29 protein-coding genes, 2 pseudogenes and 2 riboswitches are annotated in these 22883 nt (G+C 37.0%); of the genes and pseudogenes, 23 read left to right on the top strand and 8 right to left on the bottom strand.

The window, feature by feature from the left end:
- Nucleotides 1-75 precede the first annotated feature (75 nt).
- Nucleotides 76-1308 carry an MFS transporter gene (locus AC0VXV_RS10405; RefSeq protein WP_475528084.1) on the bottom strand — a complete coding sequence of 411 codons (1233 nt, stop codon included), beginning with the start codon at nt 1306-1308 and terminating at the stop codon, nt 76-78.
- A gap of 110 nt (nt 1309-1418) precedes the next feature.
- Here AC0VXV_RS10405 and AC0VXV_RS10400 point away from each other — a divergent pair, with 110 nt between their 5' ends.
- Nucleotides 1419-1802, top strand: a complete 384-nt coding sequence (locus AC0VXV_RS10400) for a winged helix-turn-helix transcriptional regulator (RefSeq protein ID WP_079527035.1) — start codon at nt 1419-1421, stop codon at nt 1800-1802.
- Nucleotides 1803-1872: 70 nt separating this feature from the next.
- Here the strand turns inward: AC0VXV_RS10400 and AC0VXV_RS10395 are convergent, their stop codons facing one another.
- Nucleotides 1873-2712, bottom strand: a complete 840-nt coding sequence (locus AC0VXV_RS10395) for an aldo/keto reductase (RefSeq protein ID WP_475528083.1) — start codon at nt 2710-2712, stop codon at nt 1873-1875.
- 537 nt (nt 2713-3249) lie between these two features.
- On the opposite strand from AC0VXV_RS10395, the gene AC0VXV_RS10390 reads away from it, so the two are divergent.
- The 5 genes from AC0VXV_RS10390 (at nt 3250) to cbpA (ending at nt 7730) form a co-directional block, all read left to right on the top strand.
- Nucleotides 3250-3678 (top strand): helical membrane plugin domain-containing protein, encoded by a 429-nt coding sequence (locus AC0VXV_RS10390; protein WP_475528082.1) that lies wholly within the window; start codon nt 3250-3252, stop codon nt 3676-3678.
- Between the two features lie 35 nt (nt 3679-3713).
- Nucleotides 3714-4901, top strand: a complete 1188-nt coding sequence (locus AC0VXV_RS10385) for an NAD(P)/FAD-dependent oxidoreductase (RefSeq protein ID WP_475528081.1) — start codon at nt 3714-3716, stop codon at nt 4899-4901.
- Nucleotides 4902-5023: 122 nt separating this feature from the next.
- Complete coding sequence (locus AC0VXV_RS10380) at nt 5024-5647, top strand: serine protease (protein ID WP_475528080.1); 624 nt, start codon at nt 5024-5026, stop codon at nt 5645-5647.
- Between the two features lie 15 nt (nt 5648-5662).
- Nucleotides 5663-6994 carry a dehydrogenase gene (locus tag AC0VXV_RS10375; protein ID WP_475528079.1) on the top strand — a complete coding sequence of 444 codons (1332 nt, stop codon included), beginning with the start codon at nt 5663-5665 and terminating at the stop codon, nt 6992-6994.
- A 94-nt stretch (nt 6995-7088) separates the two neighbouring features.
- Entirely contained in the window at nt 7089-7730 is a 642-nt protein-coding gene (gene cbpA / locus AC0VXV_RS10370; RefSeq protein WP_475528078.1) for a cyclic di-AMP binding protein CbpA, read from the top strand.
- Between the two features lie 63 nt (nt 7731-7793).
- Here cbpA and AC0VXV_RS10365 read toward each other — a convergent pair whose 3' ends face one another.
- On the bottom strand, nt 7794-8150 hold the full coding sequence (locus AC0VXV_RS10365; protein ID WP_475528077.1) for a hypothetical protein: 357 nt from the start codon (nt 8148-8150) through the stop codon (nt 7794-7796).
- A 188-nt stretch (nt 8151-8338) separates the two neighbouring features.
- Here AC0VXV_RS10365 and AC0VXV_RS10360 point away from each other — a divergent pair, with 188 nt between their 5' ends.
- The 4 genes from AC0VXV_RS10360 (at nt 8339) to AC0VXV_RS10345 (ending at nt 11006) form a co-directional block, all read left to right on the top strand.
- Nucleotides 8339-8968 (top strand): GIY-YIG nuclease family protein, encoded by a 630-nt coding sequence (locus AC0VXV_RS10360; RefSeq protein WP_475528075.1) that lies wholly within the window; start codon nt 8339-8341, stop codon nt 8966-8968.
- Between the two features lie 114 nt (nt 8969-9082).
- The gene (locus AC0VXV_RS10355) at nt 9083-9460 is read left to right on the top strand and encodes a hypothetical protein (protein WP_475528074.1); all 378 of its coding nucleotides are present in this window, start codon (nt 9083-9085) and stop codon (nt 9458-9460) included.
- 215 nt (nt 9461-9675) lie between these two features.
- Nucleotides 9676-10386, top strand: coding sequence for a cytochrome c biogenesis CcdA family protein (locus tag AC0VXV_RS10350; protein ID WP_475528073.1), 711 nt, complete (start codon nt 9676-9678; stop codon nt 10384-10386).
- Nucleotides 10387-10514: 128 nt separating this feature from the next.
- Entirely contained in the window at nt 10515-11006 is a 492-nt protein-coding gene (locus tag AC0VXV_RS10345; RefSeq protein WP_475531443.1) for a CcdC family protein, read from the top strand.
- Nucleotides 11007-11056: 50 nt separating this feature from the next.
- Here AC0VXV_RS10345 and AC0VXV_RS10340 read toward each other — a convergent pair whose 3' ends face one another.
- A complete protein-coding gene (locus AC0VXV_RS10340) occupies nt 11057-11491 on the bottom strand; it encodes a DUF2621 domain-containing protein (RefSeq protein ID WP_413078878.1) in 435 nt (144 codons plus the stop codon).
- 164 nt (nt 11492-11655) lie between these two features.
- Here AC0VXV_RS10340 and AC0VXV_RS10335 point away from each other — a divergent pair, with 164 nt between their 5' ends.
- The 6 genes and pseudogenes from AC0VXV_RS10335 to AC0VXV_RS10310 all read left to right on the top strand — a co-directional run bounded on the left by AC0VXV_RS10335 (nt 11656) and on the right by AC0VXV_RS10310 (nt 13630).
- Nucleotides 11656-11874 carry a DUF1659 domain-containing protein gene (locus AC0VXV_RS10335; RefSeq protein ID WP_251687650.1) on the top strand — a complete coding sequence of 73 codons (219 nt, stop codon included), beginning with the start codon at nt 11656-11658 and terminating at the stop codon, nt 11872-11874.
- 31 nt (nt 11875-11905) lie between these two features.
- Nucleotides 11906-12127: a DUF2922 domain-containing protein gene (locus AC0VXV_RS10330; protein ID WP_079527007.1), complete on the top strand. Its 222-nt coding sequence runs from the start codon at nt 11906-11908 to the stop codon at nt 12125-12127.
- A gap of 63 nt (nt 12128-12190) precedes the next feature.
- A complete protein-coding gene (locus AC0VXV_RS10325) occupies nt 12191-12331 on the top strand; it encodes a YvrJ family protein (protein WP_008403759.1) in 141 nt (46 codons plus the stop codon).
- A gap of 106 nt (nt 12332-12437) precedes the next feature.
- Nucleotides 12438-13049 (top strand): SCO family protein, encoded by a 612-nt coding sequence (locus tag AC0VXV_RS10320; RefSeq protein WP_475528070.1) that lies wholly within the window; start codon nt 12438-12440, stop codon nt 13047-13049.
- A gap of 138 nt (nt 13050-13187) precedes the next feature.
- Nucleotides 13188-13356, top strand: a pseudogene (locus AC0VXV_RS10315) (hypothetical protein); the annotation flags it as partial.
- A gap of 103 nt (nt 13357-13459) precedes the next feature.
- The gene (locus AC0VXV_RS10310; protein WP_475528069.1) at nt 13460-13630 is read left to right on the top strand and encodes a hypothetical protein; all 171 of its coding nucleotides are present in this window, start codon (nt 13460-13462) and stop codon (nt 13628-13630) included.
- Between the two features lie 13 nt (nt 13631-13643).
- Here AC0VXV_RS10310 and AC0VXV_RS10305 read toward each other — a convergent pair whose 3' ends face one another.
- Nucleotides 13644-13838, bottom strand: a complete 195-nt coding sequence (locus AC0VXV_RS10305) for a transcription initiation factor TFIIIB (RefSeq protein WP_475528068.1) — start codon at nt 13836-13838, stop codon at nt 13644-13646.
- A 23-nt stretch (nt 13839-13861) separates the two neighbouring features.
- Nucleotides 13862-14545, bottom strand: a complete 684-nt coding sequence (locus AC0VXV_RS10300; protein WP_475528067.1) for a VC0807 family protein — start codon at nt 14543-14545, stop codon at nt 13862-13864.
- A 316-nt stretch (nt 14546-14861) separates the two neighbouring features.
- Nucleotides 14862-14998: riboswitch (FMN riboswitch) on the top strand.
- Nucleotides 14999-15096: 98 nt separating this feature from the next.
- Nucleotides 15097-15231, top strand: a riboswitch (FMN riboswitch).
- Nucleotides 15232-15350: 119 nt separating this feature from the next.
- Between AC0VXV_RS10300 and ribE the strand changes: the two genes are divergently transcribed.
- The 6 genes and pseudogenes from ribE (at nt 15351) to AC0VXV_RS10270 (ending at nt 20270) form a co-directional block, all read left to right on the top strand.
- Nucleotides 15351-15986: a riboflavin synthase gene (gene ribE, locus AC0VXV_RS10295; protein ID WP_475528066.1), complete on the top strand. Its 636-nt coding sequence runs from the start codon at nt 15351-15353 to the stop codon at nt 15984-15986.
- Nucleotides 15987-16001: 15 nt separating this feature from the next.
- Nucleotides 16002-16610: pseudogene (gene ribB / locus AC0VXV_RS10290) on the top strand (3,4-dihydroxy-2-butanone-4-phosphate synthase); the annotation flags it as partial.
- Between the two features lie 18 nt (nt 16611-16628).
- On the top strand, nt 16629-17093 hold the full coding sequence (gene ribH, locus AC0VXV_RS10285) for a 6,7-dimethyl-8-ribityllumazine synthase (RefSeq protein ID WP_079526989.1): 465 nt from the start codon (nt 16629-16631) through the stop codon (nt 17091-17093).
- A gap of 190 nt (nt 17094-17283) precedes the next feature.
- On the top strand, nt 17284-18480 hold the full coding sequence (locus tag AC0VXV_RS10280) for a DUF2812 domain-containing protein (RefSeq protein ID WP_475528064.1): 1197 nt from the start codon (nt 17284-17286) through the stop codon (nt 18478-18480).
- 313 nt (nt 18481-18793) lie between these two features.
- Nucleotides 18794-19426, top strand: coding sequence for a LysE family translocator (locus AC0VXV_RS10275; RefSeq protein ID WP_475528063.1), 633 nt, complete (start codon nt 18794-18796; stop codon nt 19424-19426).
- A 118-nt stretch (nt 19427-19544) separates the two neighbouring features.
- The gene (locus tag AC0VXV_RS10270) at nt 19545-20270 is read left to right on the top strand and encodes a TspO/MBR family protein (protein ID WP_475528062.1); all 726 of its coding nucleotides are present in this window, start codon (nt 19545-19547) and stop codon (nt 20268-20270) included.
- A 60-nt stretch (nt 20271-20330) separates the two neighbouring features.
- Here the strand turns inward: AC0VXV_RS10270 and AC0VXV_RS10265 are convergent, their stop codons facing one another.
- Both AC0VXV_RS10265 and AC0VXV_RS10260 read right to left on the bottom strand, forming a co-directional pair.
- Entirely contained in the window at nt 20331-21410 is a 1080-nt protein-coding gene (locus AC0VXV_RS10265; protein WP_475528061.1) for a copper resistance D family protein, read from the bottom strand.
- A complete protein-coding gene (locus AC0VXV_RS10260) occupies nt 21407-21970 on the bottom strand; it encodes a copper resistance CopC family protein (protein WP_475528059.1) in 564 nt (187 codons plus the stop codon). Before AC0VXV_RS10260 ends, AC0VXV_RS10265 begins: the two co-directional genes overlap by 4 nt.
- Before the next feature lie 157 nt (nt 21971-22127).
- Here AC0VXV_RS10260 and AC0VXV_RS10255 point away from each other — a divergent pair, with 157 nt between their 5' ends.
- Nucleotides 22128-22877, top strand: a complete 750-nt coding sequence (locus AC0VXV_RS10255; RefSeq protein WP_475528058.1) for an alpha/beta hydrolase — start codon at nt 22128-22130, stop codon at nt 22875-22877.
- Nucleotides 22878-22883 lie beyond the last annotated feature (6 nt).

Genomic DNA, 22883 nt, shown 5'->3' with positions numbered 1-22883 from the left:
AAAGACAAATAAAAATAGAAACCATCTCAAACATTAATGTTAGGAGAGGTTTCTATTCATTTCTACTTAAATGTTTTATAGCGATTGTTTTTTGGATAATGGCGAGAATTCATTCGCAGTACAAACATTTTGTTTATTTTCAACAATCATCCAAACTAACGTAATACTTGCGGCAATGATTACCATTAAAAATCCGTATAGGGGCGTATTGTCCAGTGACTGATAATGAACAATTAAACCGCCGACATATGAACCGAGGAAAATCCCGATATTGAAAGCTGAAATATTTAAAGCGGAAGCCATTGCAGTAGCCGCTGGTACATATTTTTCAGATAGCTGAACGGCATACAGTTGTAAGCCCGGCACATTCATAAACATAAACAGCCCCATTAATAATACCATTATGAGCCCAATTACTTTGGAGTCAAAAGAGAAGTATACACCAATTAACGTTAACGCTAGTCCAATAAAGAAGATGAATATCGCACGCAATGGATTAGTGTTTGCAAAATGGCCACCGATTGTATTTCCAATAGCGACACATATTCCGTATACAACTAATATTACGACAATAGCATGAGGGGAGTAGCCCATTTGATTTTCAAGAATAGGGGACACATATGTGTAGACAACGAATACGCCTCCGTAACCCATTGCTGTAATAAATAAAATTAACAGCATACGGAAATTGCTTAATACTTTTCCGATATCACCTAATGAGATCGGTTTACTTTTTGTTAAATTATTTGGTACAAGGAACGCATTGCTGATTAACCCAATTATGCCAATAACGACGATGAAAATAAATGATAGCCGCCAATCCGTTACTTGGCCAATGAATGTTCCTAAAGGTACTCCACTGACAGTTGCCAATGTTAATCCTGAAAACATAAAAGCAATGGCACTTGCCCGTTTGTTAGGTGCCACAACGTCAGCAGCAATAACCGCCGCTATCGACATAAATACACCGTGAGCAAATGCAGAAATAACTCGTCCAATTAATAGTAAAGTAAATGTAGGTGCTATCGCTACCCATAAATTACCGACGATAAAAAGTACCATTACGAGCAGCAGCACCTTTTTACGGTCAAGCTGGGATGTTAAAACGGTTAAAATTGGTGCTCCGATTGTAACGCCTAACGCATAGATTGATACTGTTAATCCTGCAGTACTTAAATTAATACCAAACTCATTTGTGATGAGCGGGAGCAATCCAACGCTAATAAATTCTGTTGAACCGATACCAAACGAACTGATTGCTAATGCAAGCAGTGTTAATCTGGCGTTTGGTGTTTTTGATGTAGACATATTAAAAATAACTCCTTTGATTTATTTTACAGGATATAGTATTATTCATACATACTATAAAAGCATGTACATTACTTTTGGTTACTTTTGATAATACTGGAGGTTTCAAAATGAAAAAAGTTTATAATATTGGTGTTGAAGCAACACTCGAAGTCATTGGGGGTAAATGGAAACCCGTCATTCTATGTCACCTCAATCACCATGGTCAAATCCGGACGAATGAATTTCGCCGGTTAATTCCGGGCATTTCACAGAAAATGCTGACATCCCAATTACGCGAGCTTGAGCAATGCGGTTTAATTAATCGTAAAGTGTACAACCAAGTACCGCCGAAAGTGGAATATTCCTTAACTCCATATGGACACGAGATGGAGCCAGTGCTCAACTTACTTTGCACGTGGGGCGAGAAACATATTGATAAATTAAAAGAGAATGGTGAAGAAGTTCTTCTTATGCAGCGTGATGATGATATTGCTGTGCAAAAACTATCTTAATGAAAATAATGAAAGCCTCAAGGTACTAAAAATCTTGAGGCTTTTCGTCTCTTCAAATCTTCAATTCAAATTAGAAATTAAAAACTTCCGGATCCGGACCGACACGTTTATCTAAATTCATTGCATTAATAATCTGCATTTCTTCATCAGTAAGACTAAAATCAAAAATGTCGGCATTTTGAGCCATACGCTCTTTACGAACGGATTTAGGAATCGTGATAACTCCATTTTGAATATCCCATCGTAAAATAACTTGTGAATTTGATTTCCCATACTTTTCGGCAATATTTGCAATCGTCGGATCATCTAGTAGACCGCCTTGCATTAATGGAGCCCAAGCCTCTAATTGAATATTGTGCTCTTTGCAAAATGCACGCAATGATTGTTGTTGTAAACGCGGGTGAAACTCAACTTGGTTAATGACTGGTGTTACCCGAGCGTTTTTCAATAAATCCTGCAAATGCGAAATATTGAAATTGCAAACACCGATTGCTCTGATTTTACCTTCTATATACAGTTCCTCTAAAGCACTCCAAGACTCGGCAAATTTATTTTTACCTGGCCAGTGGATTAAGTATAGATCCAAATAGTCCAGCCCTAATTTTTCCAGGCTCTCTTCGTAAGCTGAAACAGTTTCCTCATAATTTAATCCGGCATTCCAAACTTTAGATGTGATGAATAAGTCCTCTCTATTTAAACCGGTAGAGGCTAATGCTAATTTAATGCCCTCGCCAACACCCGCTTCGTTTCCGTAAATAGCGGCTGTATCAATGCTGCGGTAACCTAGCTCAATCGCATTTTTAACGATTTCTGCTGTTGTATCGTTTTCCACCTGAAAGACGCCAAGGCCCATTGCTGGCATTTCTACCTCATTATTTAATTTGATTGTATCCTGTAAACTAGTAATCATATATTGATCCTCCAATTGAATAAGTATTTCGTTGCTTTTTTATTATGGATCCACTTGAAAATTAAAAAAAGTACGCACTTTTTCGTTTCATAGCAACGTGAAGGTTCCTATTGAGTCAAATCAACCGATTGAAGAGAAAGTTTTTTAGGGAAATATTGTGGAGGGAAATAGGGGAGGGGAGGTGAATCACTTTTAATAGTAAAGAATTTTTGTTTTCTATCATATAAATACCTAATTAACCTTTAATAATGATAAGAAACAACTATTTAAATACTTCCAATATTAAAAATGATGAAGGGAAATTTTTATTATAAAATATACAAAAATACGCTAAATACATAAAAATAAAATTTTTTTAAATAATAAAATTACAGAATATTCTTGAATTAAGTTTTTCGGTCGTTTATTTCCGTTTTCTAATTGTAACAAACGAATCTTTGTGCTATCGTTGCTTATTGAATGGTATGTGAAAGTTTTTACAATCGGGTATGAAATTTTCGAAAAAATAATATTAAGTGATGGCAAAGGAGAGTTATTATGTCAGAAATGAATAATCAGCAGGTAGAAAAAGTGGCTGTTACACAAGAGCAATTGGATGTATTAGACCAGTTACTAAAGCCAGAGGTACAAGCTTCATTAACTACTTTAGTAGATAACTTACCAAAATTGGCTGAGATGACTACATTATTAACAAAAGCGTATGATTTCGCGACGAGTGTTGCTACAGACGAAACATTAAAAAATGATACAGTTGCTGCTGTAACAGAAATGGCTAGTCCAGTTGTCGGGACTGCTAAATCATTGGCACAAACAGCAATCGAAGCGAAAGACCGTGCTGAAGTCAGCAATGAAACAGTAGGCGTATTCGGTTTATTAAAAATGTTAAAAGACCCACAAGTTCAAGGGGCATTACGTTTTGCTAATGCATTTTTACAAGTAGCATCTGAACGTAAACAAATGAAATAATTTGTACAATCTAATCTTATTGGAGGATTTTTAATATGGTAACTAAAGAAATCGTTATTTTAGGTGCTGGATTTGCTGGTGTATTAGCAGCACAAACAGCTCGTAAATTTTTAAATAAAGATGAAGCGCGTATTACAGTTGTAAACCAATTCCCTACACATCAAATCATTACTGAATTACACCGTTTAGCTGGCGGCACAATTTCTGAAGGTGCTGTATCATTACCACTTGAGAAGATTTTCAAAGGTTTTGACATCAACTTGGAAATCGCAAAAGTAAACAGCTTTGACGTAGAAAGCAAAAATGTCTCACTTTCAAACGGCAAAACTTTACAATATGATACATTAGTTGTTGCTTTAGGCAGCCAAACTGGTTTCTTCGGAATCCCTGGCTTAGAGGAAAACTCTTTCGTATTAAAATCAGTTGATGAAGCTAATGCAATTCGCGAGCATATCGAAGCACGCATTAAAGCATATGCAACAACAAAAGACGAGGCGGATGCTACAATCGTTATCGGCGGTGGCGGTTTAACAGGTGTTGAGCTTGTTGGTGAAATCGTAGACCACTTCCCTAAAGTTGCTGCAAAATACGGTGTTAAATTTGAAGATCTTAAAATCAAACTAGTTGAAGCAGGTCCAAAAATCTTACCGGTATTCCCAGAAAACTTAATCGATCGTGCAACAGAGTCTTTATCGAAACGTGGAGTAGAATTCATTACATCAACACCTGTTACTGGCGTTGAAGGCAATGTTATTCAATTAAAAGACCGTGAACCAATCGTTGCAAACACATTAGTATGGACAGGTGGAGTTGCTCCACTTCCATTAGTAGCTGAATCAGGGTTAGCTGCAGATCGCGGTAAAGCAACTATCAATGACTTCTTACAATCTACTTCACATCCTGAAGTATTTGTTATTGGCGATGCATCAGCACATATTCCAAACCCAGGTGACCGCCCAACTTATGCGCCAACTGCTCAAGTAGCATGGCAGCAAGGTGAAACTGCAGGTTACAACATTTTTGCACAAATTAAAGGTGCTGACCTGAAAGAATTCAAATTTACTAACTCAGGTACTTTAGGTTCTTTAGGCCGCAAAGACGGTATTGCTACAGTTGGGGCAAACAATACTCAATTAGTAGGTTTACCAGCATCATTAATGAAAGAAGCTTCAAATATCCGCTATATGACTCATATTAAAGGGTTATTTGGCCTAGCATATTAATTAGTTAAGACATACCCGAAAGTCACTTTCTTTCGGGTATGTCTTTTTATTTTTGCAAAAAACAACAAATTTTAACAAATAACTATTATAATGGGAGTAAATGTCGAGAAAGAGGTGTAAAGATGAAAGATTTTGATACATCAAATTCTTTGTTTATTTTAAATGAACAGCAGCTCGAACAATTTAAACAGCTTGAACATTACGACTACTTTTTCCATTTAATCCGCCATGACTTTGCACATTTATCTTTCGCAAAATACAATGTAAGCGATGTTTGGGTTTACTTTTATTTTGAAGAAGAGCCGGTCATCAATTCAGAGCATGCGCTCATTTTTCTGCTCCGTAATTTTATATTGAATGAAGTACTTATCAGTTCAAAATTTAAACGACTGAAAAAAGCAACAGTCGGGTCATTTACTAAAGCATTAATGGCTTCGGTAATGACCGTCAATCTATTTTTGGATTATTTGCGTGAAGTACTCGAAACATTACCAAAAGAACAATATGATCTATATATGAAGTTTGAAAACAGCTCGAAGCAATTATTTAATGACCGCTTCTATGAATACGAACATTACCCCAAAAAACTCGTCCAAATCGAAACAACAATTATAAAAAGTTTGCGTAATTACTTGGCAGACAACGATACGAAATATGCGGACAGTAAACATAAAGTCATTCGTTTTATGGACAAATTTTCAATTATTAAACGAGAGCTGTACGAACCGTTATATTTGAAAAAGTAGGAGGTGGATATAACGATGGGGATGCAACTTAAGTCATTGCAGCTTGACCATTATCGTTCACAAACGTTTTCATCAATCGATGCACATTATAAGGCATATATAGAGATGTTAGAATCATTAGTAGCAGAGGGAAATATCGAAAAGGTGAACGCCTTTCTTCGATTTGATAGTGAGCCTTTTATTTTAGCTAATAGCAATATGGAGATTTTGCAATTGTTATTGGACACAGAACAGCATTTCAAACAAAATCTAAAAGGGTGTTTAGCAAGCCTCTATTTGGTCATTGGACATTGCTATTATTTCAGTATTGATTTTGAACAGGCAAAGAAATACTACCGAATTGCGAGCAGTTACGCATTGGAAGATGAAGATTTTTCATTGCTGTCACTTGCGATGAATAATTATTACGCAACACAAATGGATGAATTACCAAAAGAATTTTTTTGGGATATTAGCAAAATTCCAGCTGTTTTTTTAAAAATGGGGAACCCGGAAGATGAAAAGTTCATGCTCGTCCGTTTTATAACTCATATTGAACTGTCCCTACAGATTGGGAAAGTGGAGTATGCGAAAAAGTTATTTAATGACTATTTTGAAGAGTATCCGTTCGAAAAGTTTTCCCGTATAGATTTGCATGTCCGTGTACTAAGAGGGAAAATTCTTTTTGAAAATGGCCGATATGAATGTGCAATAGAAGTGCTCCATGAGGTGCTCCTTCTGTGTATGAAAGCTAATAGCCATAAGGATTTAGTCCAGGAATGTTATAAATTTATTACCCAATCATATAAGCTGATAAATGAAGAAACACTTCTGAAAAAGATGGAGCAATACCAAGCGCGTTTTTACCGCAAAATTGAAACAGATAAACGCTATATGGAAAAATATATTAAAACGTCAACAACCCACGAATTTGAATTGGATAAAAGTTTTATATCCCCATTACAGCAGTTTCAGCTCGCGGGTACATATCTATTAAAATCGACAAAAGATACGGGGTATACGCTCGTGCTAGTTGATTGTAAAGTGGTGGAGAATGAAAAAGAGAAGTTAAATGAAATAATCCATTTAATCAATGAAGAAATGATGAAAGAGATGAAAGAGGTCATCATTACGAGTACGCGCCTTGATGAATCAACAATCGGCTACATTATTCAGCTATCAGAAGAATGTACCGATACATTGTGTGCAAAGGTTTTCTATAAAATCCGTGAACATTATCCGAAAAGCGAAAGCTTGCTGGAGGCCATCTATTTTGCATCGGTAAATAATAAAGAAAACAAATTACCGAGCTACCAAAAATGCCTTGATTTAGCATATGCGTATATTTATTATGAAATTTACAAATAAGATTTAACTGTAAAATACGAAATATTCCAAAAATTACTTTCGTATTTGAATGACTACCTTTAAAATAAGAGTAGTACATCAAGGAGGTAATGCCATGTTAGTGAAACAAAGATATGTAAAGAAAAAAGATGTAAGTTATGTGAAAGAGACGGATCCTATCAAAGACGTACTCGGTCAGTTAAATGACAACGGCTACAGATGCATCCCGGTATTAGATGAGGCGGGTGAAAAATTCGTCGGAAATATTTATAAAGTAGAAGTACTCGAATATAAATTAAAAGAAGGCGACATGAAAGCCCAGGTTAAAGCACTTACTGAAGAACCGGATGCATTCGTCCACGAAAACAGTTCGTTTTTTGAAGTATTCCATTCAATTAAACAATTGCCATATTTGGCCGTTGTTGATACGAAAGGGAACTTTGCCGGCATTTTACCTCATTCGAAAGTATTTGAGCTGCTGGAAGAGGCGTGGGGCTACCGTACAGGAAGCTGTGCCATTACAATTGCATTGCCGGACACGGACGGGATTTTAATTAGAGTTCTGACTGCGGTTAAAAAGGTGTGGCCACTGCATTGTGTGTTCTCTCTTGATGATGATACGACTTATTTGCGTCGAGTGATTATTACTCTGGCAAAAGGTGCGAAACAATCGACAGTGGACGAGCTGGAGGCAGCCATCTTAAAACAAGGTGCCCGCATTATTGATTTGGAAGTATTTGATAAAGAAAATTTTTAGTTATAAAGCGATTTGTTCATTAGAACGAATCGCTTTTTTTACTGCGATAAAATAATAGTAATACTAAATGTTTTGTAACTTTATATCAATAGTTAATGCATGTCTATACTGTCTGTTTTCTGCAAACGGATTCGAAGCTATAATCAATTTTCCGTTGTCAAAACATAGCGTTTGTTCCTCCTTTGCAACTACCTCGAAAAAATCTACTAAATAGTATTTAAATCCATCTACCTCTTTATAGCACCAAACTTCATCGGCTTTTAGGGGATTAAGTCCAATCTCATTTAGAAATTTTTCTACAAACTTATTTAGCATAATCTTTTCCGCATAAAACACGCAATCCATGCAATCGCAATGGCTGGTAGATCCAACTGGTGGTCTATTTTTATAAAGTTGTTCGTTGAGTTGTTTAACGTCCAAAGAGCACTCACTTCTTTCTCCAAGCAAGATGGATTGTTTAATTTAAATGATAGTTTATAGGGAAACAAATCTCAATGAGTCAGTTGATTTGATTGTGTACTAATACAGGAATCGAAAAAAATAAGAGGGTTTTGCCAATTTATATCGAAATGTATATAATAAGGGGATTTGCTGAAAGGAGAACTATAATGTTTATCCATATAAATGAGGAAAAAATAGATTTTACTAAAGTAGAGATAATTGTACTAGAACAGGGGATTGCTGACTTATATGAGAGTTTTGATAAAAAAACGCTTGGCGAACTGGCGAAACAAAAGAAATATGAGCATTTAAAAGACTTTGTTAACGAGCATACACACTTAAAGGATATGCCGGCGGGTGCAGCAATAAAAGCGCTAAAAAAAGAAGGGAATCATTTTTACAGGCGGTTTTTGAATAACTACGGTGATCTAATATACTCTCGTTTTGTCGTCAGCGGTGATGAGGATTTGTTGAAACAACGTGGTGTTTATACGATTATTGCAAATAATGAACTGAAATTTTGCGGTGTATGTGCAAGAACATTTAAAGAGCGCTTTAATCAGCATATTGGTAATATATATGCAAAAGGTTGCTATCGGGATGGAACGTCTACCCATTGCCATGTGAACGCAAAAATAACACAGCTTTTGCCGGCAAGCGATGTGCATTTTGCAATCTATCCGATGGAGAACGAAAAAGCGATGAATAAACTGAAGAATGCGATTGTGAAACGTTTCGAACCTGAATGGAATTTACGGTCCAACAGAGAAGTTATCGAATTAACATCATCATTATAAATACTTCTGTCTAAATCTTGTTAGATAAAGGCAGAATTTTTCATTTACTACATTTTTCCGGTTTCATTTTCGACAAAAAGTGGGAATAGTAAGTGAAAAAAGTAGGTGATGATCATGCAGGCAGCATTAAAACATTACAGGCAAACACACAGCGAATATAAATGGCTGCATTTTTTGGCAGCTGTCGTATTAGTATTTACATCCGTATTCTGGTTCGTACTTCCATACTTCATGATTAATTACGGAAAATATACGACAAATGTATTCCAGCAATCTTTGTTGTTGATTGCCTTGTATACGGTACCTTCCATCATTGTAACATTGCATTGCTGGTTTATTAACTTTAAAGCAGCACTTGAATGGAAAAAAAGCTATCCTAAGGAATGTGTATGGCGCTGGTCGCTAAAATTCCAACTCATTACTATTTCAATAGTGGTCTTGTTTACCTCGGTTATTTATTCCAGTCTTTTTATTATTGATATGATTCGATAAAAAAATCATCCTTCCTTTCTCAAATGTGCTAAAGTGCCTTTCCATGTATAAAGAAGAAGCTTTTATTATCAAATACTAATAACGTGGCACTTTCGCACATTTATCTTTCATATTATCCACAAAACACTGACAAAAAATATTCATTTAAAAAAGCAAGTAAAGTATGGGGAAATTTGGTACGATGAAGCTATCAATGTTAAGGAGGATGAAGCAGCATGAATACAGATTTAAATATCCTTTTAGCGTTCGGTGCCGGGTTTTTAAGTTTTATTTCACCATGTACGCTACCGCTCTATCCTGCATTTTTATCCTACATAACCGGGATGACACTCGATGAGCTGAAAACCGAAAAAGGGATGATGCAAAAACGCGCAATTTTACATACTTTATTTTTCCTGCTTGGATTTTCGATTATATTTATCGCTATCGGGTTTGGAACATCATTAGCGAAAGATTTCTTTTTCCAGTACCAGGATTTGCTGCGTCAAGTCGGCGCTATTTTAATTGTTGCATTCGGATTAATGATTGTCGGTCTTCTGCAGATTGACTTTTTAATGAAAGACCGGAAGTTTCAGTTCAAAAACCGACCATCCGGTTATTTCGGTTCGGTACTGATCGGTCTTGCCTTTGCAGCGGGATGGACACCTTGTACAGGTCCAATACTGGCAGCGATTATTACGCTTGGCGGAACGAATCCCGATTCGGCAATGTGGTATATGGTCGCATACTACTTAGGCTTTGCGATCCCATTCTTTACATTGTCATTCTTCATTTCACGTATGAACTGGATTCGCACACATAGCCAAAAAATTATAGTAGTTGGCGGCTATATTATGATCGCGGTCGGCATTTTACTATTCTTTGACGGATTGACTTACATTATTAATATTCTCTTGCCGATTTTCGATGGTTTTAAAGGATTCTAACAGTTCCCTGCTTTTAAAGACCGTGCTATACTAAGGGGAGAAACATAAGTGAAAAAGTGTGCATGATCCATTATATTATCTTGTTTACACGATAATTTTTCTTACGTTCATGCAAGAGGAGGAATATGATGTTCGACAGTATACCTTCTCACTATTTATTAATTGGTTCGACGATTATGGCAGTCATAATGGGATCTTTCGTAATGTTCATTAGACTGCGTGCACAAAAAAAGCCGGTATCTACGAAAAAAATACTCATTCCGCCTTTTGCGATGTCAACAGGCGCGCTGATGTTTATTTTTGAGGAGTTTCGTGTAGCGCCAATTCAAATAGTAGAAGCGGCCGCACTAGGCTTGTTATTTTCATCTGTATTAATCTTAACGTCGAAGTTCGAAGTGCGAGACGGCGCAATTTATATGAAGCAATCTAAAGCATTTCCATTCATATTAGTGGGATTATTAGTACTACGTATTATTTTAAAATTAATATTTGCCGATACATTCGATGTCGGTGAACTTGCCGGTATGTTCTTCATCTTGGCGTTCTCGATGATTTTGCCGTGGCGAATCGGTATGCTTATTAAATATAAGAAGCTTAAAAAATCGCATATTGTCGCATAGAAAAGACTGCCTTTAAAAGTTTTATGCTTTTAAAGACAGTCTTTTTTCGTCTATGCCTCAAATAAATGGTCATAATTCGTCGTATCAATTTTCATTTCATCGAGTTTTTTACGTAAAAACTTATGGTCGCGCTTTGGCGAAGCGATAATATAGCCACGAATAATTAAGTCTAAGTCAATTTTCGAGGCACGCTCATTCAGTGCAATTTCACCGATTTTACCCGCAATCTTTTCTTTGGCAACTTGGCGGAATAGCTCTGGTACAGGACTGACAAGCTCGGTAAGTAATTGTTTTTCATCTTCACCCCAAAGATGAATCGTTTTATCTAAGTATATGTTTTGCCAATCTAGATCCGATTTTCCGTCCTGTTTCGGCAGGGCCTTCAAAAACTTGCGGAACATAAAAAAGCCGCCAATCCCCATAAGCGAAATCAATACTACAACCCAAAATAAAATAAACCATAAAAACCAGCCATCTAAGCCCACAATGTTCACCTCATTACTAAATATTGTTGATTAAATTCCCTCTACTAAACTACTGGTGATAAACCTCATTATTGTCTATTATATAAGGTTTTGTAAAATTTTTCATCGTCATTGTCCCTTTTTTCGGTAAATCATGACATATATAGGGCAAGGAGGTGATAAACATGAACGAATTCGGATTTTTATCTGCTACATTGACAGTATTTTATCAGACAGGCCTTGATGAATTTAATGAGCCGATTATTAAAAGTTCCACATTCCGTAACTTGGAAAGAAATGCGACAGCTCAGCAGCTATACACTGTTGCAACAACAATCGTCGGCTTAACAGATTACAATTATATTGAATCTGTGAAAACGCAAAAAGACAGTATTACCGCTTAATTAACAATATCCTTGAATTGGAGGTGATCCCATGGCACAAGTTTTACAATTAACATTTGCCAACATTGCAGGGAATACGATGACGATCAATATTAATGATCCGAAGCCGAATTTAACGGAGGCTGAAGTGAATGCTGCGATGCAAACAATTATTGATCAGGCAGTGTTTTCAAAGGACGGATTTTTGTACAATGTGAAAAAATCAGCTCGCATCGTTGAGCGTAATGTTACAGCAATCGAACTGAACAGCTAATAGCAAGGCCGGTGAAGTGTGATGCTTTGCCGGCCTTTTCAAATGAAAAAAGGAGGGATTTTAATGGACCAGTGGATAGCGATTCTTCAGGAAGTAACATTTCCGATCTTTATATCTTTTTATTTACTGTATCGGATTGAAACAAAACTTGAAGCGATTCATACAGCACTTGTATCATTACATCATCCTGCAGATAGAGCATAAAAAACTCTTCACAATGTTGACACACATCCTTTCTTCCAATAACTATTGAGAATATACTAAATATTGGGTAAGATGAGAGTAATGTTCAAAGAGTGGAGAGAGAGAAATGAAAACGAAAAAAATTGTATTCGCATTTATGCTCTTGGCAGCGACAGTTCTCACAGCATGCAGCAATTATCAGTTTAAACCGACAATTAACTTTGAAATCAGTGGGTTTACAATGACCGATCACCGTAACAATGAAGTAACACGGGAAAGCCTAAAAGGGGAACCGTGGCTGGCAATGTTCATCTTCACAAGCTGTACAACCATTTGCTCGCCAATGACGATGAATATGACCCGGGTGCAGGACCACCTTGAAAAAAAGGGGCTGGAAGATTATAAAATTGTCGCGTTTTCAGTAGATCCGGACTACGATACACCAGAGCGTTTGATGGAATATTTATCGCGCCATACACCAGTTGATGAATCAAAATGGCATATGCTGACAGGGTACGATCAAAAATTTATTGAACAATTTGGTAGAAACTCATTTAAAACGCATGTAAAAGCAATTGAAGGGAATGACCAAGTTATCCACGCCGATACATTTTTTCTAGTGGATGAAAAAGGAATCGCCGTGAAAAACTATTCAGGGTATGGCACGGGAGAGGATGGTGTTCCATATGAAACGATTGCGAGTGATATGGAAGCACTCATTGAAGAACGTCTAAAATAATAGTGAAATGTAAGATTAACTTGCGAAAAAAGTGTAGCTGCTTTTTAAGCAAGTTTTTTGTTAAGTGAAGGATTTTCTAATAAAAATTAAAATGTGCTAATAAACCTGGAAATTTTCTAATAAGTTGCAGATCTTCTAATAAAGGAGCGAAGTCATGGGGAACTGATAACAGTACTAAAAGAAACACCATACAGGCTTGGAATTGGCTTAGGTGTATATGATATTCATAGCCCCCGTATTCCGACTGTGGAAGAAATGGCAGCCAGTAATCGCACAAGAACAATTTTGGATCAATCCCGATTGTGGCCTGAAAACTCGTACGGAACAAGAGACCATTGCATCATTGAAAAATATGGTGGCCGCAAAAGAGCGACTAAAACAGTTGAATTAATGAAGGGGTGGTTACTACTATGAGTCGAATGAAAAGAAATTACAACCCCGTGTTTTTGACAGCTATAATGAATGGCTTTACAGGAAGTTATACAAAAAGCCTTAAAGAGTTACGTGATGAGTTAATGGCGACATACCCAGCGGATGCTAAGGAGATTCAAAAAGCATATTATTTTATGGGCTATTTGTAATCGTGATATCGAATTAAAAAGTTCCTTTAAATTTCTCTGGCTTTACGACATAGCCTTCAATAATAAAACCGCAATCGGTACAAATAATGTATTCGATATTGCATCCTAAACTTAATTTATTCACAGGTGACATAACACTGTACCCGCTATGTTTTCCTCTACCTAATTCCGTGCTGCGACATTTTGGGCATTCTTTAACGTTAGTCATCTCCATCACCCTTTCAATAATAATTAATCCGCCACAATGTCAGGTTCCGGTAGCGTTTCATCCTTCTTTTCCTGTAAACGATTCGTATATTTTTGCACAATTACGTTGATGTAAAAAAACATCCCCATGACAATTCCGGAAAATACCCAACTTGCTACTCGTTTATAAATCAGCATATCCCCATAGCTGTCAATTCCGTATTTCCGTAGCAGAAAGACCGTAATTACTGCCATAACAAGTCCTCGAATAATGAAAACAATCTGGATCAGCTGAAACCATCGAAAAATTCCTTTTTGAAAGAACAAAGCTTTGCTGTCCTTTCGTGCATAGCCTTGCAAATATGCAAAATCGATTGCAACATACAAAGGAAAAGGCTTTTTTATAATAAATAAAATTACATAGAGAAACGTGTAAAAAAGTCCTAAATAAACATTATTCCAAATCATTTGCTCCGCCGAACCGGACAATAAATCTACCGTAGTACCTATAAGCATCGATCCTAAAATAAACAAGCCCGTCACATTAAACTGCCGATCTTTTGCAAAGCGGTAAACAGTATAAATTATCCCGGGAACAGTGGACAGCAGCATCGCGGCATAGTCACCAAAAGGCTCTCGGCCAAACTTCCATATTGCATAGGGTAAAGCTGCATAAAACAGTAGTTCTAGAAAGATAAGATATTTATTCGACTGTGAATTATTCGCCATGAAAGCCTCCATTATCGTAAAAAAAGTATTTGCTTTTTATATTACTGAAGATTATCCGACACTATATTTTATAGAAATAAAACATAAAAAAAGCAACCAAGCAAATGAAAGACACTTAAAATCAGCTTGCAATATCTCCTTTCTATATAATGTAATATAATGTATATTATTCTACGTATTACCATGAGTAAAGTTTCAATATTTTAATTTAATAGAGGGGTAGAGGTAAAAGGTTTGAGGGTACAAAAAGTAAGTAGGTGCTAAAATACTATTAGCTTTTTAAAATATTTATGTTACAATAACATTCAAATAAAATAATTTCCTTCGGGGTCGGGTGAAATTCCCAATCGACGGTGATGAGTTTATCTCTAAGCCCGTGAGCCACTTTTTGTGTGCAGGATTTTGGTGCAAATCCAAAGCCGACAGTTATAGTCTGGATGGGAGAAGGAATGGCAACGCATTTTAAAAATTTGATTTTAAATGTGATTTTTTGCTATACACTTTTCCTGTCGCGCCTTTGTGACGGGATTTTTTATTTTATTGAAAAAAATAATTTCCTTCGGGGTCGGGTGAAATTCCCAATCGACGGTGATGAGTTTATCTCTAAGCCCGTGAGCCACTTTTGTGTGCAGGATTTGGTGCAAATCCAAAGCCGACAGTTATAGTCTGGATGGGAGAAGGAAGCAATGTCAGCAGTTTTTTGAAAATTAACTTCGAAAAGCTTATTTGATGATGCTCAATTTTCCTCTCATCGAACTCCGAATTCAATCGGGGTTCTTTTTTATTTTAAAAAGAGGTGAGCAGGATGTTTACAGGAATAATTGAAGAACTTGGGACAGTTGAAACAATCAGCCAGTCCACACAAGCGATGGAACTAGCCATTCGCGCAAACAAAATTCTAGAGGATGTTCAACTCGGGGAAAGCATTGCCGTTAACGGTGTCTGTCTGACAGTGAAACAATTCTCGCCATCCGTATTTTTAGCGGATGTTATGCCAGAAACCGTCAAAGCAACGAGCCTCCAGCAATTAGCGGCAGGTATGCCTGTCAATCTGGAACGGGCCATGTCGGCGAATGGTCGATTCGGCGGACATATTGTTTCGGGCCATGTTGATGGAATTGCAACAATTCAACGTAAAAGACCCGTCGCCAATGCAGTTTATATTGATCTGGCGATGGAAAAGCATTTGATTGCTGAATGTATTCAGAAAGGCTCAATTACAGTGGACGGCACGAGTTTAACAATTTTTGATGTGACCGACACATTCATTACCATTTCCTTAATCCCTCATACGTATGAACAGACTGTAATAGGCTATAAAAAGCCGGGAGATGTTGTGAACATTGAAACAGATCTAATCGGTAAATATGTAAAAAGACATTTACAAAATCAAACGGAAAGTACAATTACAATGGACTTTTTGCAACGTACAGGATTTTAAAGGAGTGGTGACAAAATGAATACAATTGAAGAAGCAATTCATGCATTAAAAAACGGCGAGATTATTATTGTGTCTGATGACGAGAACCGTGAAAATGAAGGGGATTTTCTAGTTTTAGGAGAATTCGCTACACCGGAAAATATTAATTTCATGGCGCTTTATGGAAGAGGGTTAATTTGTACACCAATTTCATCTGCAATTGCAGAAAAGCTTTCCCTTCATCCAATGGTGCAAAGCAATACCGATACATATCAAACAGCTTTTACGATTAGTATCGATCATATCCATACAACAACAGGTATAAGTGCATTTGAGCGTTCTAAAACGATGTTAGCATTACTGGATCCTGCAACAAAACCGGAGCATTTTCATCGTCCAGGTCATGTGTTCCCGCTCATTGCAAAACAGGGAGGCGTGTTGGAGCGTCGCGGGCATACGGAAGCAGGCGTCGATCTGGCGAAGCTATGCGGTTCGAATGAAGTCGCAGTTATCTGTGAAATTATGAACGAAAATGGTTCAATGGCCCGCATGCCGCAGCTTGAAAAGATAGCACAAAAACATAACCTGAAATTTATTACAATCGAAGACTTAGTTCAATATATAAAATTAACTACCGTATTGGTATAAAAAGGAGCAATTAAAATGGGAAAAACATTTGAAGCACAATTAGTCGGAACAGATTTAAAAATCGGAATTGTCGTAGGGCGTTTCAATGAATTTATTAATGATAAATTATTAAGTGGTGCAATTGACGGCTTAAAACGTCATGGTGTTGACGAAGCAAACATTGATACAGCATGGGTTCCAGGTGCTTTTGAAGTACCGTTTGTAGCGAAAAAAATGGCTGAAACAAATAATTATGATGCAGTTATCGGTTTAGGTACGGTCATTCGCGGGTCTACAACACATTATGATTATGTATGTAACGAAGCAGCAAAGGGAATTGCAAAAGCGGGCTTGGATACAGGGGTTCCGGTAATTTTCGGTATTGTTACAACTGAAAATATCGAACAGGCAATTGAACGTGCTGGTACGAAAGCAGGCAATAAAGGCTACGACAGCGCAATGTCTGCAATTGAAATGGCAAACTTAAACAAAATGTTTTAATTAATATTAGTACACGCCACTCCAAAATTTTGGGGTGGTTTTTTCTTGCTTTCAATAACAAGTTTACAAATTATTTCCTGTAGATTACTATTACGTTATACGATATATCGCGTTTCCTATTCCTTATTTTTTATTTACAAACATTCCCTTCTATTCTATTGTTAGGTAAGACTTATAAGGAGGGAGAGCGATGGCAGAAAGAGTACGCAGAATAAGACCCGGGCAGTATTGGCGTATCAAGGAACATGAAAGCTGGTTTTCAGATATGTCCGAGCGAGGGTTGCATTTTTATGAGATCGGCACATATTTTGCCAAGTTTAAAAAAGGTGATCGCAAACGAATGGATTACCGGCTGGAACTGGCAAAAAGTAAATATATATCGAATGAAAAAATTCGGTTATACGAAGAAAGCGGCTGGGAATACATTGCGAGTGACCGCAATTTTCATGTATTTGCAGCACCGACTGAACGTAAAGCAAATGAACCTCCAATAGATCGAGAAGAGCAAATCTCAATAGCAAAAAAAGATTTTAATAAAGCATTATTTAATTTTATAGTTAATTTAATTGCAATTATTGTAATCTCTACGGTCTTCGTCAAAACTATTGAAAACGGAAATATTACTGTTTTGCAACTGATGGATGGATATATACTTGCCCCGTTGTTAGTATTATTTGTTAATTTTATACAAATAATTCCGATAGGTAAAAGTTTATTTGGAATGAATCGTTTGCGGAATGAACTCAAGGCTGGGCTACTAGACAATCAACAAAAACCATGGGAAAACTTTTACTGGTCAAGTATAGTCTTCAGTTTATTATTATTTGTAATTACATTAACTATTGTGTTTATACCGATTTTCCAAATTTGGAGTATGAAAACAAGCCCTTTACCAGAAGAAGATACAGGGCTGCCAATTGTCCGTCTTGCTTCAATTGAAAATCAGCCGCATCTTAAAAGTAAGCCATTTTACTTCGAAGGAGAGGATTTGGGAAGCACCTACTCATCACAGTGGAATATTTTTGCTTCTGTACAATATGATTCAACAGAAATGGGTGTTATTCAGGAAGGGGAATGGTACGATCCAAATCATGCATATCAACCATCAATCTCATCGGAAGTTTATAAGCTGCGGTTCCATTCCCATGTTAGCTCATTAGTTAATGAGTTAATAATCAAGCATACATATGAAAGTGAACCTGCAAGTTTTAAAGAAAGAAAACACACAGCTTTTGATCGTCTGCTGATTAGGGATAATTCTTTTCAAAAGGATTTCCTATTTGTAAAGGATCGGTCCGTGATGTATATCAATTATACGGGTCAGGTTGAAGATGATGTAATCATAGAGAAAGCTGCTGAGAAAATGGCATTGCTTGCTGACGATTGAAGGAGTCGCTAGTAATATTCTAATAAACATTTAAATCATCTAATAGCGATTTGACATCTTCTAATAAGTTGCCGATTTTCTAATATATAAGGCAGTTGTTCTAATAACGCTCTGAAATAAACATTCGGAAAATGCTAATAAACCCTTGAATTTTTCTAATAAGTACAAAATTCTTCCAATGAAATCAGTCACCGGTCATATCATCAGAATTCATACAAGTAACGCCACAATCCATTAAACTAAAAAATTCCGCTAGCTTCATTTCGATGAACATGTTACCATATTTAAAAATTCAGAAAATGAGGGTGAGTAAATGGAGAATCTTGTGTTCTTTATCATCGCGTGTGTTCTTCTGATTGTATTGCCGGGTCCTGATACAGCGATCGTTACGAAAAATACAATAGTTAATGGACAAAAGGGCGGATTTCAAACAATGGTCGGCTCTTGCGCGGGATTAACGGTCCATACAATTGCAGCAGTTGCAGGGCTATCGGCGATTATCGTAAAATCTGCCGTGGCATTTACAGTGCTGAAATACGTAGGAGCAGCCTATTTATGCTATTTGGGTATAAAAACATTAATGAGCATGCGTGCTAAAAAAGCAGATACAGAGGAAATGACGGACATTCCTGAAATCGAAGCTAAAGGCAATTCGTATTTTAAGCAGGGACTCATTACGAATATCACAAACCCTAAAGTAGCAGTATTTTTCCTGACGTTTTTACCGCAATTCCTATCTAAAGGAGCAGAACCATTTTGGCCATTTTTGACGATGGGAATCATCTATATTGTTTTAACATTTATTTGGTTTGCGCTCTATGTATTTTTATTAAACAAAATCCGCAATTTCATGAAAAAACCTGCTACACAATCGGTGATCGAAACGTTGACTGGAGCTGTTCTTATCGGTTTTGGGATCAAACTTGCCTTTGAAAAGCAGACTTAAAAATAACTTTACGTAATTCACAACCACATTGCCTTTAAAAAGTAATAACCCATTTACCGCTTATTCTTTTTTAAAGAAGGGTATAGTTCCCTAATTCTAGAAAAAAGGATGATGAAAAATGGGCTTGTATATTACTATGTGGATAGCCATGATTGCTGTAATCGTTGTAAATGCGCTATCCAATACACTGCCGTTAAACGGGCAAACGGCATCAGAAATTACGAATCGATTAGAAGTATTATTTACGCCAGCAGGCTACGTGTTTTCCATTTGGTCGTTAATTTATGTAATGCTTGTCATATGGCTGATTACGATATACCGTAAAGTGAAAGACAATCGTTTTAATGGAAAAGTAGGTATTTTATTTATCATCAGCTGTATATTTAATATTGCTTGGTTGTTCAGCTGGCATTATGAACAGTTTATACTATCCATTATCGTAATGTTCTTTTTGTTATGTACACTTATTGCGATATACCTGCAGTATAGAAACACGGAAAAAGGTCTTTCAGAACGCTATCCGTTTTCATTTTACTTAGCGTGGATATCCGTAGCGACAATCGCTAATGTAAGTTATGTGTTAAAACATCATGGTGTCGATTTGGGGATATCAGAGGTGATTGGATCACTCGTACTTGTAGGGGTTGCGGTTATTCTCGGTTATTTGGCCGTTGCTGTTTCAAAAGATATTTTCTTTACACTCGTCATCGTTTGGGCACTAATCGGTATTGCTGTAAAAACTGATGAACCAACAATGCAGAACGGTACAATTGCATTAACAGTAATATTAATTATTGCTGCACTGATTCGCTATATGCGTATGAAGACAAAAAGGCTCGCCTAATGAAAAAGGGTAGTAGGATTAGTCGGAAATGACTTTTACTACAACCCTTTTTTTTTCATGTTATTTAAAAAATACAATCGACATAAAGCCCATGTAAAAGCATAATGCCAGCGCAAAAGTCATAGCAGCAGATACAACGACCGGCAGCTGTTTAATATAACTTACAATGACAAGACCGATAAACAGTGCAGTCAACAGGAAAAATCCTAACCCAATACCCGTCATTTGTAAATATCCGCGCATGCCGGCTTCAATCGAGCTACGGTAGAACATTTCAAAAAACGGCGAGATTTCCTGAACATAAAAACTCGGTGGCTGTTGTTCACTATATAGCGCGGTAATGAATAAAATCAATACGAGCAAAACTGTTTCGATTCTTACCCACGTACGCGGTTCAAATAATGGCTTGTCCATTTTCAGCTTAATGAGCAGACTGTTTGCCAAAATAATAACAGTCAAAGGTACGAGCAGAACATGCTTAATGAATAAAAACTGTCCATAATTGCTCGACCAGCTTGTCACATAGCCAGGTACGATTGTGTCAGTCATAAGGACACCTGTTAATGCAACAGACGTAAAAGCTACGAGCGCAACAGGGGAGAACCACTTCAAAAAGGCGTCCCAGTTTTGCGCATCCTTTGAGAAAAAGCTTATCAGAACTAAAATGCCGAGCCATACACTGACAGCAAGGAGGTGAACAAAATCCAGTACCGATCCGACAATGCCTGTCATCGAACCTGCATGACTAATATAGCCAATTGCCGCCATAATGGCGATTAAAATAAAAATTGACATGACTGCTATAAACTTCGAAGGTTTTTTTATAAATTGGCGAATCATTATCACCAAAATAATTGTAAAGCCAACGACCGCGAGCCATGAATGGCCAACTTTAAATTTCATAAGGAGCATGCCCACTGATTCGATGAAGCCGAACTGTGGTGTCAAAATTGTCAGCAATTGAATATTCGGTACAAATGTGACAATCGGCAAAATTACCGCACTAACAATAAGCCACTTTGCTGAAATATCAATTTTCGGACGAAATGTTTCAGGGATACAGTATAAGATAAATGTTCCCATAAGAAGAGCAAAACTAATATAGAGCAAAAGTTGACTGAAAATCGTCAATGCCATCATTTTGTATTTTTCCGTCTAGCAATAGCGAGAACACTTACTATTATAATAAGAAGTAAAATGGCTCCAACGATGTATAGTAATGTATTGTTTGATGTTTCTTCCTCGTCTGCCGCAGTCGTTTCAGCTGCTTCATTTTGAACTTTTTCATTTACTTCCGCTTGCTCTTCGTTTTCTTCTGTTACTGCTTCTTCTACCGGTTCTTCTGCTACAGGTGCATCAACCGTAAAGGAAAATTGACCTGACAATGGGTGGCCATCTGCACTAATACTATTCCACTCAACTGTATAGTCATCACTTGGTAATGGAGTATCAAAAGTACCCGTTAATACACCATCGACTAAATCCATCGAAACTGTTTCTATTTCTTCGCCGTTACTCGAAATGACTTTAAATGTACTGCCTACTTCAATTTTTCCGGCGTATGTAAGTTCGATCGACTGCAACGGTTCAGTTACAACTGCTCCATCCTCGGGGGTAGTCGTGTCTAAATACGTATGTGCTGCTGCGTTCGGTACAGCTAAAAATAGTGCAGCAAGAATCGATAATAATATTGTTCTCATATTAATATGATTCTCCTTTCATATGTTTTTTTACTCAATCCATATTGTAGCCGAACAATAAAACAAATGCACTGTTTCCGCTTTTTAAACTCGAGAAAATCTAAGTGAGAGAGAATTATTATGCTATAATATTGTCACAAATGAAAAGGGGATCAACATGCAACATTTTGTAGAGGATATTTATTTAAAAGGACATAAACAGGCTGTTCTGCTTTTACATAGTTTTACTAGCAATGCGAAAGAGATGCACTATTTGGCGGAAATGATTCATAGTAACGGGTATACGAGCTATGCGCCAAATCTGGCAGGGCACGGAGCATCACCGGAACAATTATTTGCAAGTTCTATTGACCAAGTATGGGAACATAGCAGGCAAGCTGTACAATTTTTAATCGATGAACAATATGAAGCGATTACGGTAATTGGCCAGTCATTAGGTGGTGTATTAGGAATAAGACTGGCAAATGAATTCCGTGAAGTGAATGCTTTATGTATTATTTCCTCGCCAGTATTGGAGCGGCCTGTTGAAGGTTTGGAACAGCGTGTCGTCTATTATTCCAAGAGGTATTTACAAAATAGAGGAAGCTCTGAACAGGAACTGCAAAAGTTTTTAGACGATCACTTTCCAAGACCAGCCGAAAAAATGATTGCGCTGCAGCAGTTTATTGTTGAAACAGGCAAACAGCTTCATTTACTGAAACAGCCGCTATTCCTGGCAAAAGGTATGAAGGACGAACCGGTTTTCCATCAAAGCATTGACCTGATTGAAAAGACTGCAGTTAGTAACGTCATTACGAAAAAACACTACGACAACAGCGGTCATCTTATTACACTAGGAAAAGAACGCCAATTACTGACGGAAGATATTATTCGCTTTATCGAAGGGATAGAAAAAGGAACTGTCTAATTTTTA

The organism is Solibacillus sp. iso_87 (genome assembly GCF_056173085.1).
This window is presented reverse-complemented; position numbering and strand designations above follow the sequence as displayed.

Excerpts from the sequence above, each read along its gene's own strand:
- AC0VXV_RS10375 (WP_475528079.1), top strand. The coding sequence starts at position 5,663 with ATGGGGATGCAACTTAAGTCATTGCAGCTTGACCATTATCGTTCACAA.
- AC0VXV_RS10330 (WP_079527007.1), top strand. The coding sequence starts at position 11,906 with ATGGCACAAGTTTTACAATTAACATTTGCCAACATTGCAGGGAATACG.
- AC0VXV_RS10310 (WP_475528069.1), top strand. The coding sequence starts at position 13,460 with ATGAGTCGAATGAAAAGAAATTACAACCCCGTGTTTTTGACAGCTATA.
- AC0VXV_RS10260 (WP_475528059.1), bottom strand. The coding sequence starts at position 21,970 with ATGAGAACAATATTATTATCGATTCTTGCTGCACTATTTTTAGCTGTA.
- AC0VXV_RS10255 (WP_475528058.1), top strand. The coding sequence starts at position 22,128 with ATGCAACATTTTGTAGAGGATATTTATTTAAAAGGACATAAACAGGCT.
- AC0VXV_RS10275 (WP_475528063.1), top strand. The coding sequence starts at position 18,794 with ATGGAGAATCTTGTGTTCTTTATCATCGCGTGTGTTCTTCTGATTGTA.
- AC0VXV_RS10350 (WP_475528073.1), top strand. The coding sequence starts at position 9,676 with ATGAATACAGATTTAAATATCCTTTTAGCGTTCGGTGCCGGGTTTTTA.
- AC0VXV_RS10345 (WP_475531443.1), top strand. The coding sequence starts at position 10,515 with ATGTTCGACAGTATACCTTCTCACTATTTATTAATTGGTTCGACGATT.
- cbpA (WP_475528078.1), top strand. The coding sequence starts at position 7,089 with ATGTTAGTGAAACAAAGATATGTAAAGAAAAAAGATGTAAGTTATGTG.
- AC0VXV_RS10335 (WP_251687650.1), top strand. The coding sequence starts at position 11,656 with ATGAACGAATTCGGATTTTTATCTGCTACATTGACAGTATTTTATCAG.
- AC0VXV_RS10300 (WP_475528067.1), bottom strand. The coding sequence starts at position 14,545 with ATGGCGAATAATTCACAGTCGAATAAATATCTTATCTTTCTAGAACTA.
- AC0VXV_RS10400 (WP_079527035.1), top strand. The coding sequence starts at position 1,419 with ATGAAAAAAGTTTATAATATTGGTGTTGAAGCAACACTCGAAGTCATT.
- AC0VXV_RS10280 (WP_475528064.1), top strand. The coding sequence starts at position 17,284 with ATGGCAGAAAGAGTACGCAGAATAAGACCCGGGCAGTATTGGCGTATC.
- ribE (WP_475528066.1), top strand. The coding sequence starts at position 15,351 with ATGTTTACAGGAATAATTGAAGAACTTGGGACAGTTGAAACAATCAGC.
- AC0VXV_RS10395 (WP_475528083.1), bottom strand. The coding sequence starts at position 2,712 with ATGATTACTAGTTTACAGGATACAATCAAATTAAATAATGAGGTAGAA.
- AC0VXV_RS10265 (WP_475528061.1), bottom strand. The coding sequence starts at position 21,410 with ATGATGGCATTGACGATTTTCAGTCAACTTTTGCTCTATATTAGTTTT.
- AC0VXV_RS10385 (WP_475528081.1), top strand. The coding sequence starts at position 3,714 with ATGGTAACTAAAGAAATCGTTATTTTAGGTGCTGGATTTGCTGGTGTA.
- AC0VXV_RS10360 (WP_475528075.1), top strand. The coding sequence starts at position 8,339 with ATGTTTATCCATATAAATGAGGAAAAAATAGATTTTACTAAAGTAGAG.
- AC0VXV_RS10320 (WP_475528070.1), top strand. The coding sequence starts at position 12,438 with ATGAAAACGAAAAAAATTGTATTCGCATTTATGCTCTTGGCAGCGACA.
- AC0VXV_RS10390 (WP_475528082.1), top strand. The coding sequence starts at position 3,250 with ATGTCAGAAATGAATAATCAGCAGGTAGAAAAAGTGGCTGTTACACAA.
- AC0VXV_RS10405 (WP_475528084.1), bottom strand. The coding sequence starts at position 1,308 with ATGTCTACATCAAAAACACCAAACGCCAGATTAACACTGCTTGCATTA.
- AC0VXV_RS10270 (WP_475528062.1), top strand. The coding sequence starts at position 19,545 with ATGGGCTTGTATATTACTATGTGGATAGCCATGATTGCTGTAATCGTT.
- AC0VXV_RS10380 (WP_475528080.1), top strand. The coding sequence starts at position 5,024 with ATGAAAGATTTTGATACATCAAATTCTTTGTTTATTTTAAATGAACAG.
- AC0VXV_RS10355 (WP_475528074.1), top strand. The coding sequence starts at position 9,083 with ATGCAGGCAGCATTAAAACATTACAGGCAAACACACAGCGAATATAAA.
- AC0VXV_RS10305 (WP_475528068.1), bottom strand. The coding sequence starts at position 13,838 with ATGACTAACGTTAAAGAATGCCCAAAATGTCGCAGCACGGAATTAGGT.
- ribH (WP_079526989.1), top strand. The coding sequence starts at position 16,629 with ATGGGAAAAACATTTGAAGCACAATTAGTCGGAACAGATTTAAAAATC.
- AC0VXV_RS10325 (WP_008403759.1), top strand. The coding sequence starts at position 12,191 with ATGGACCAGTGGATAGCGATTCTTCAGGAAGTAACATTTCCGATCTTT.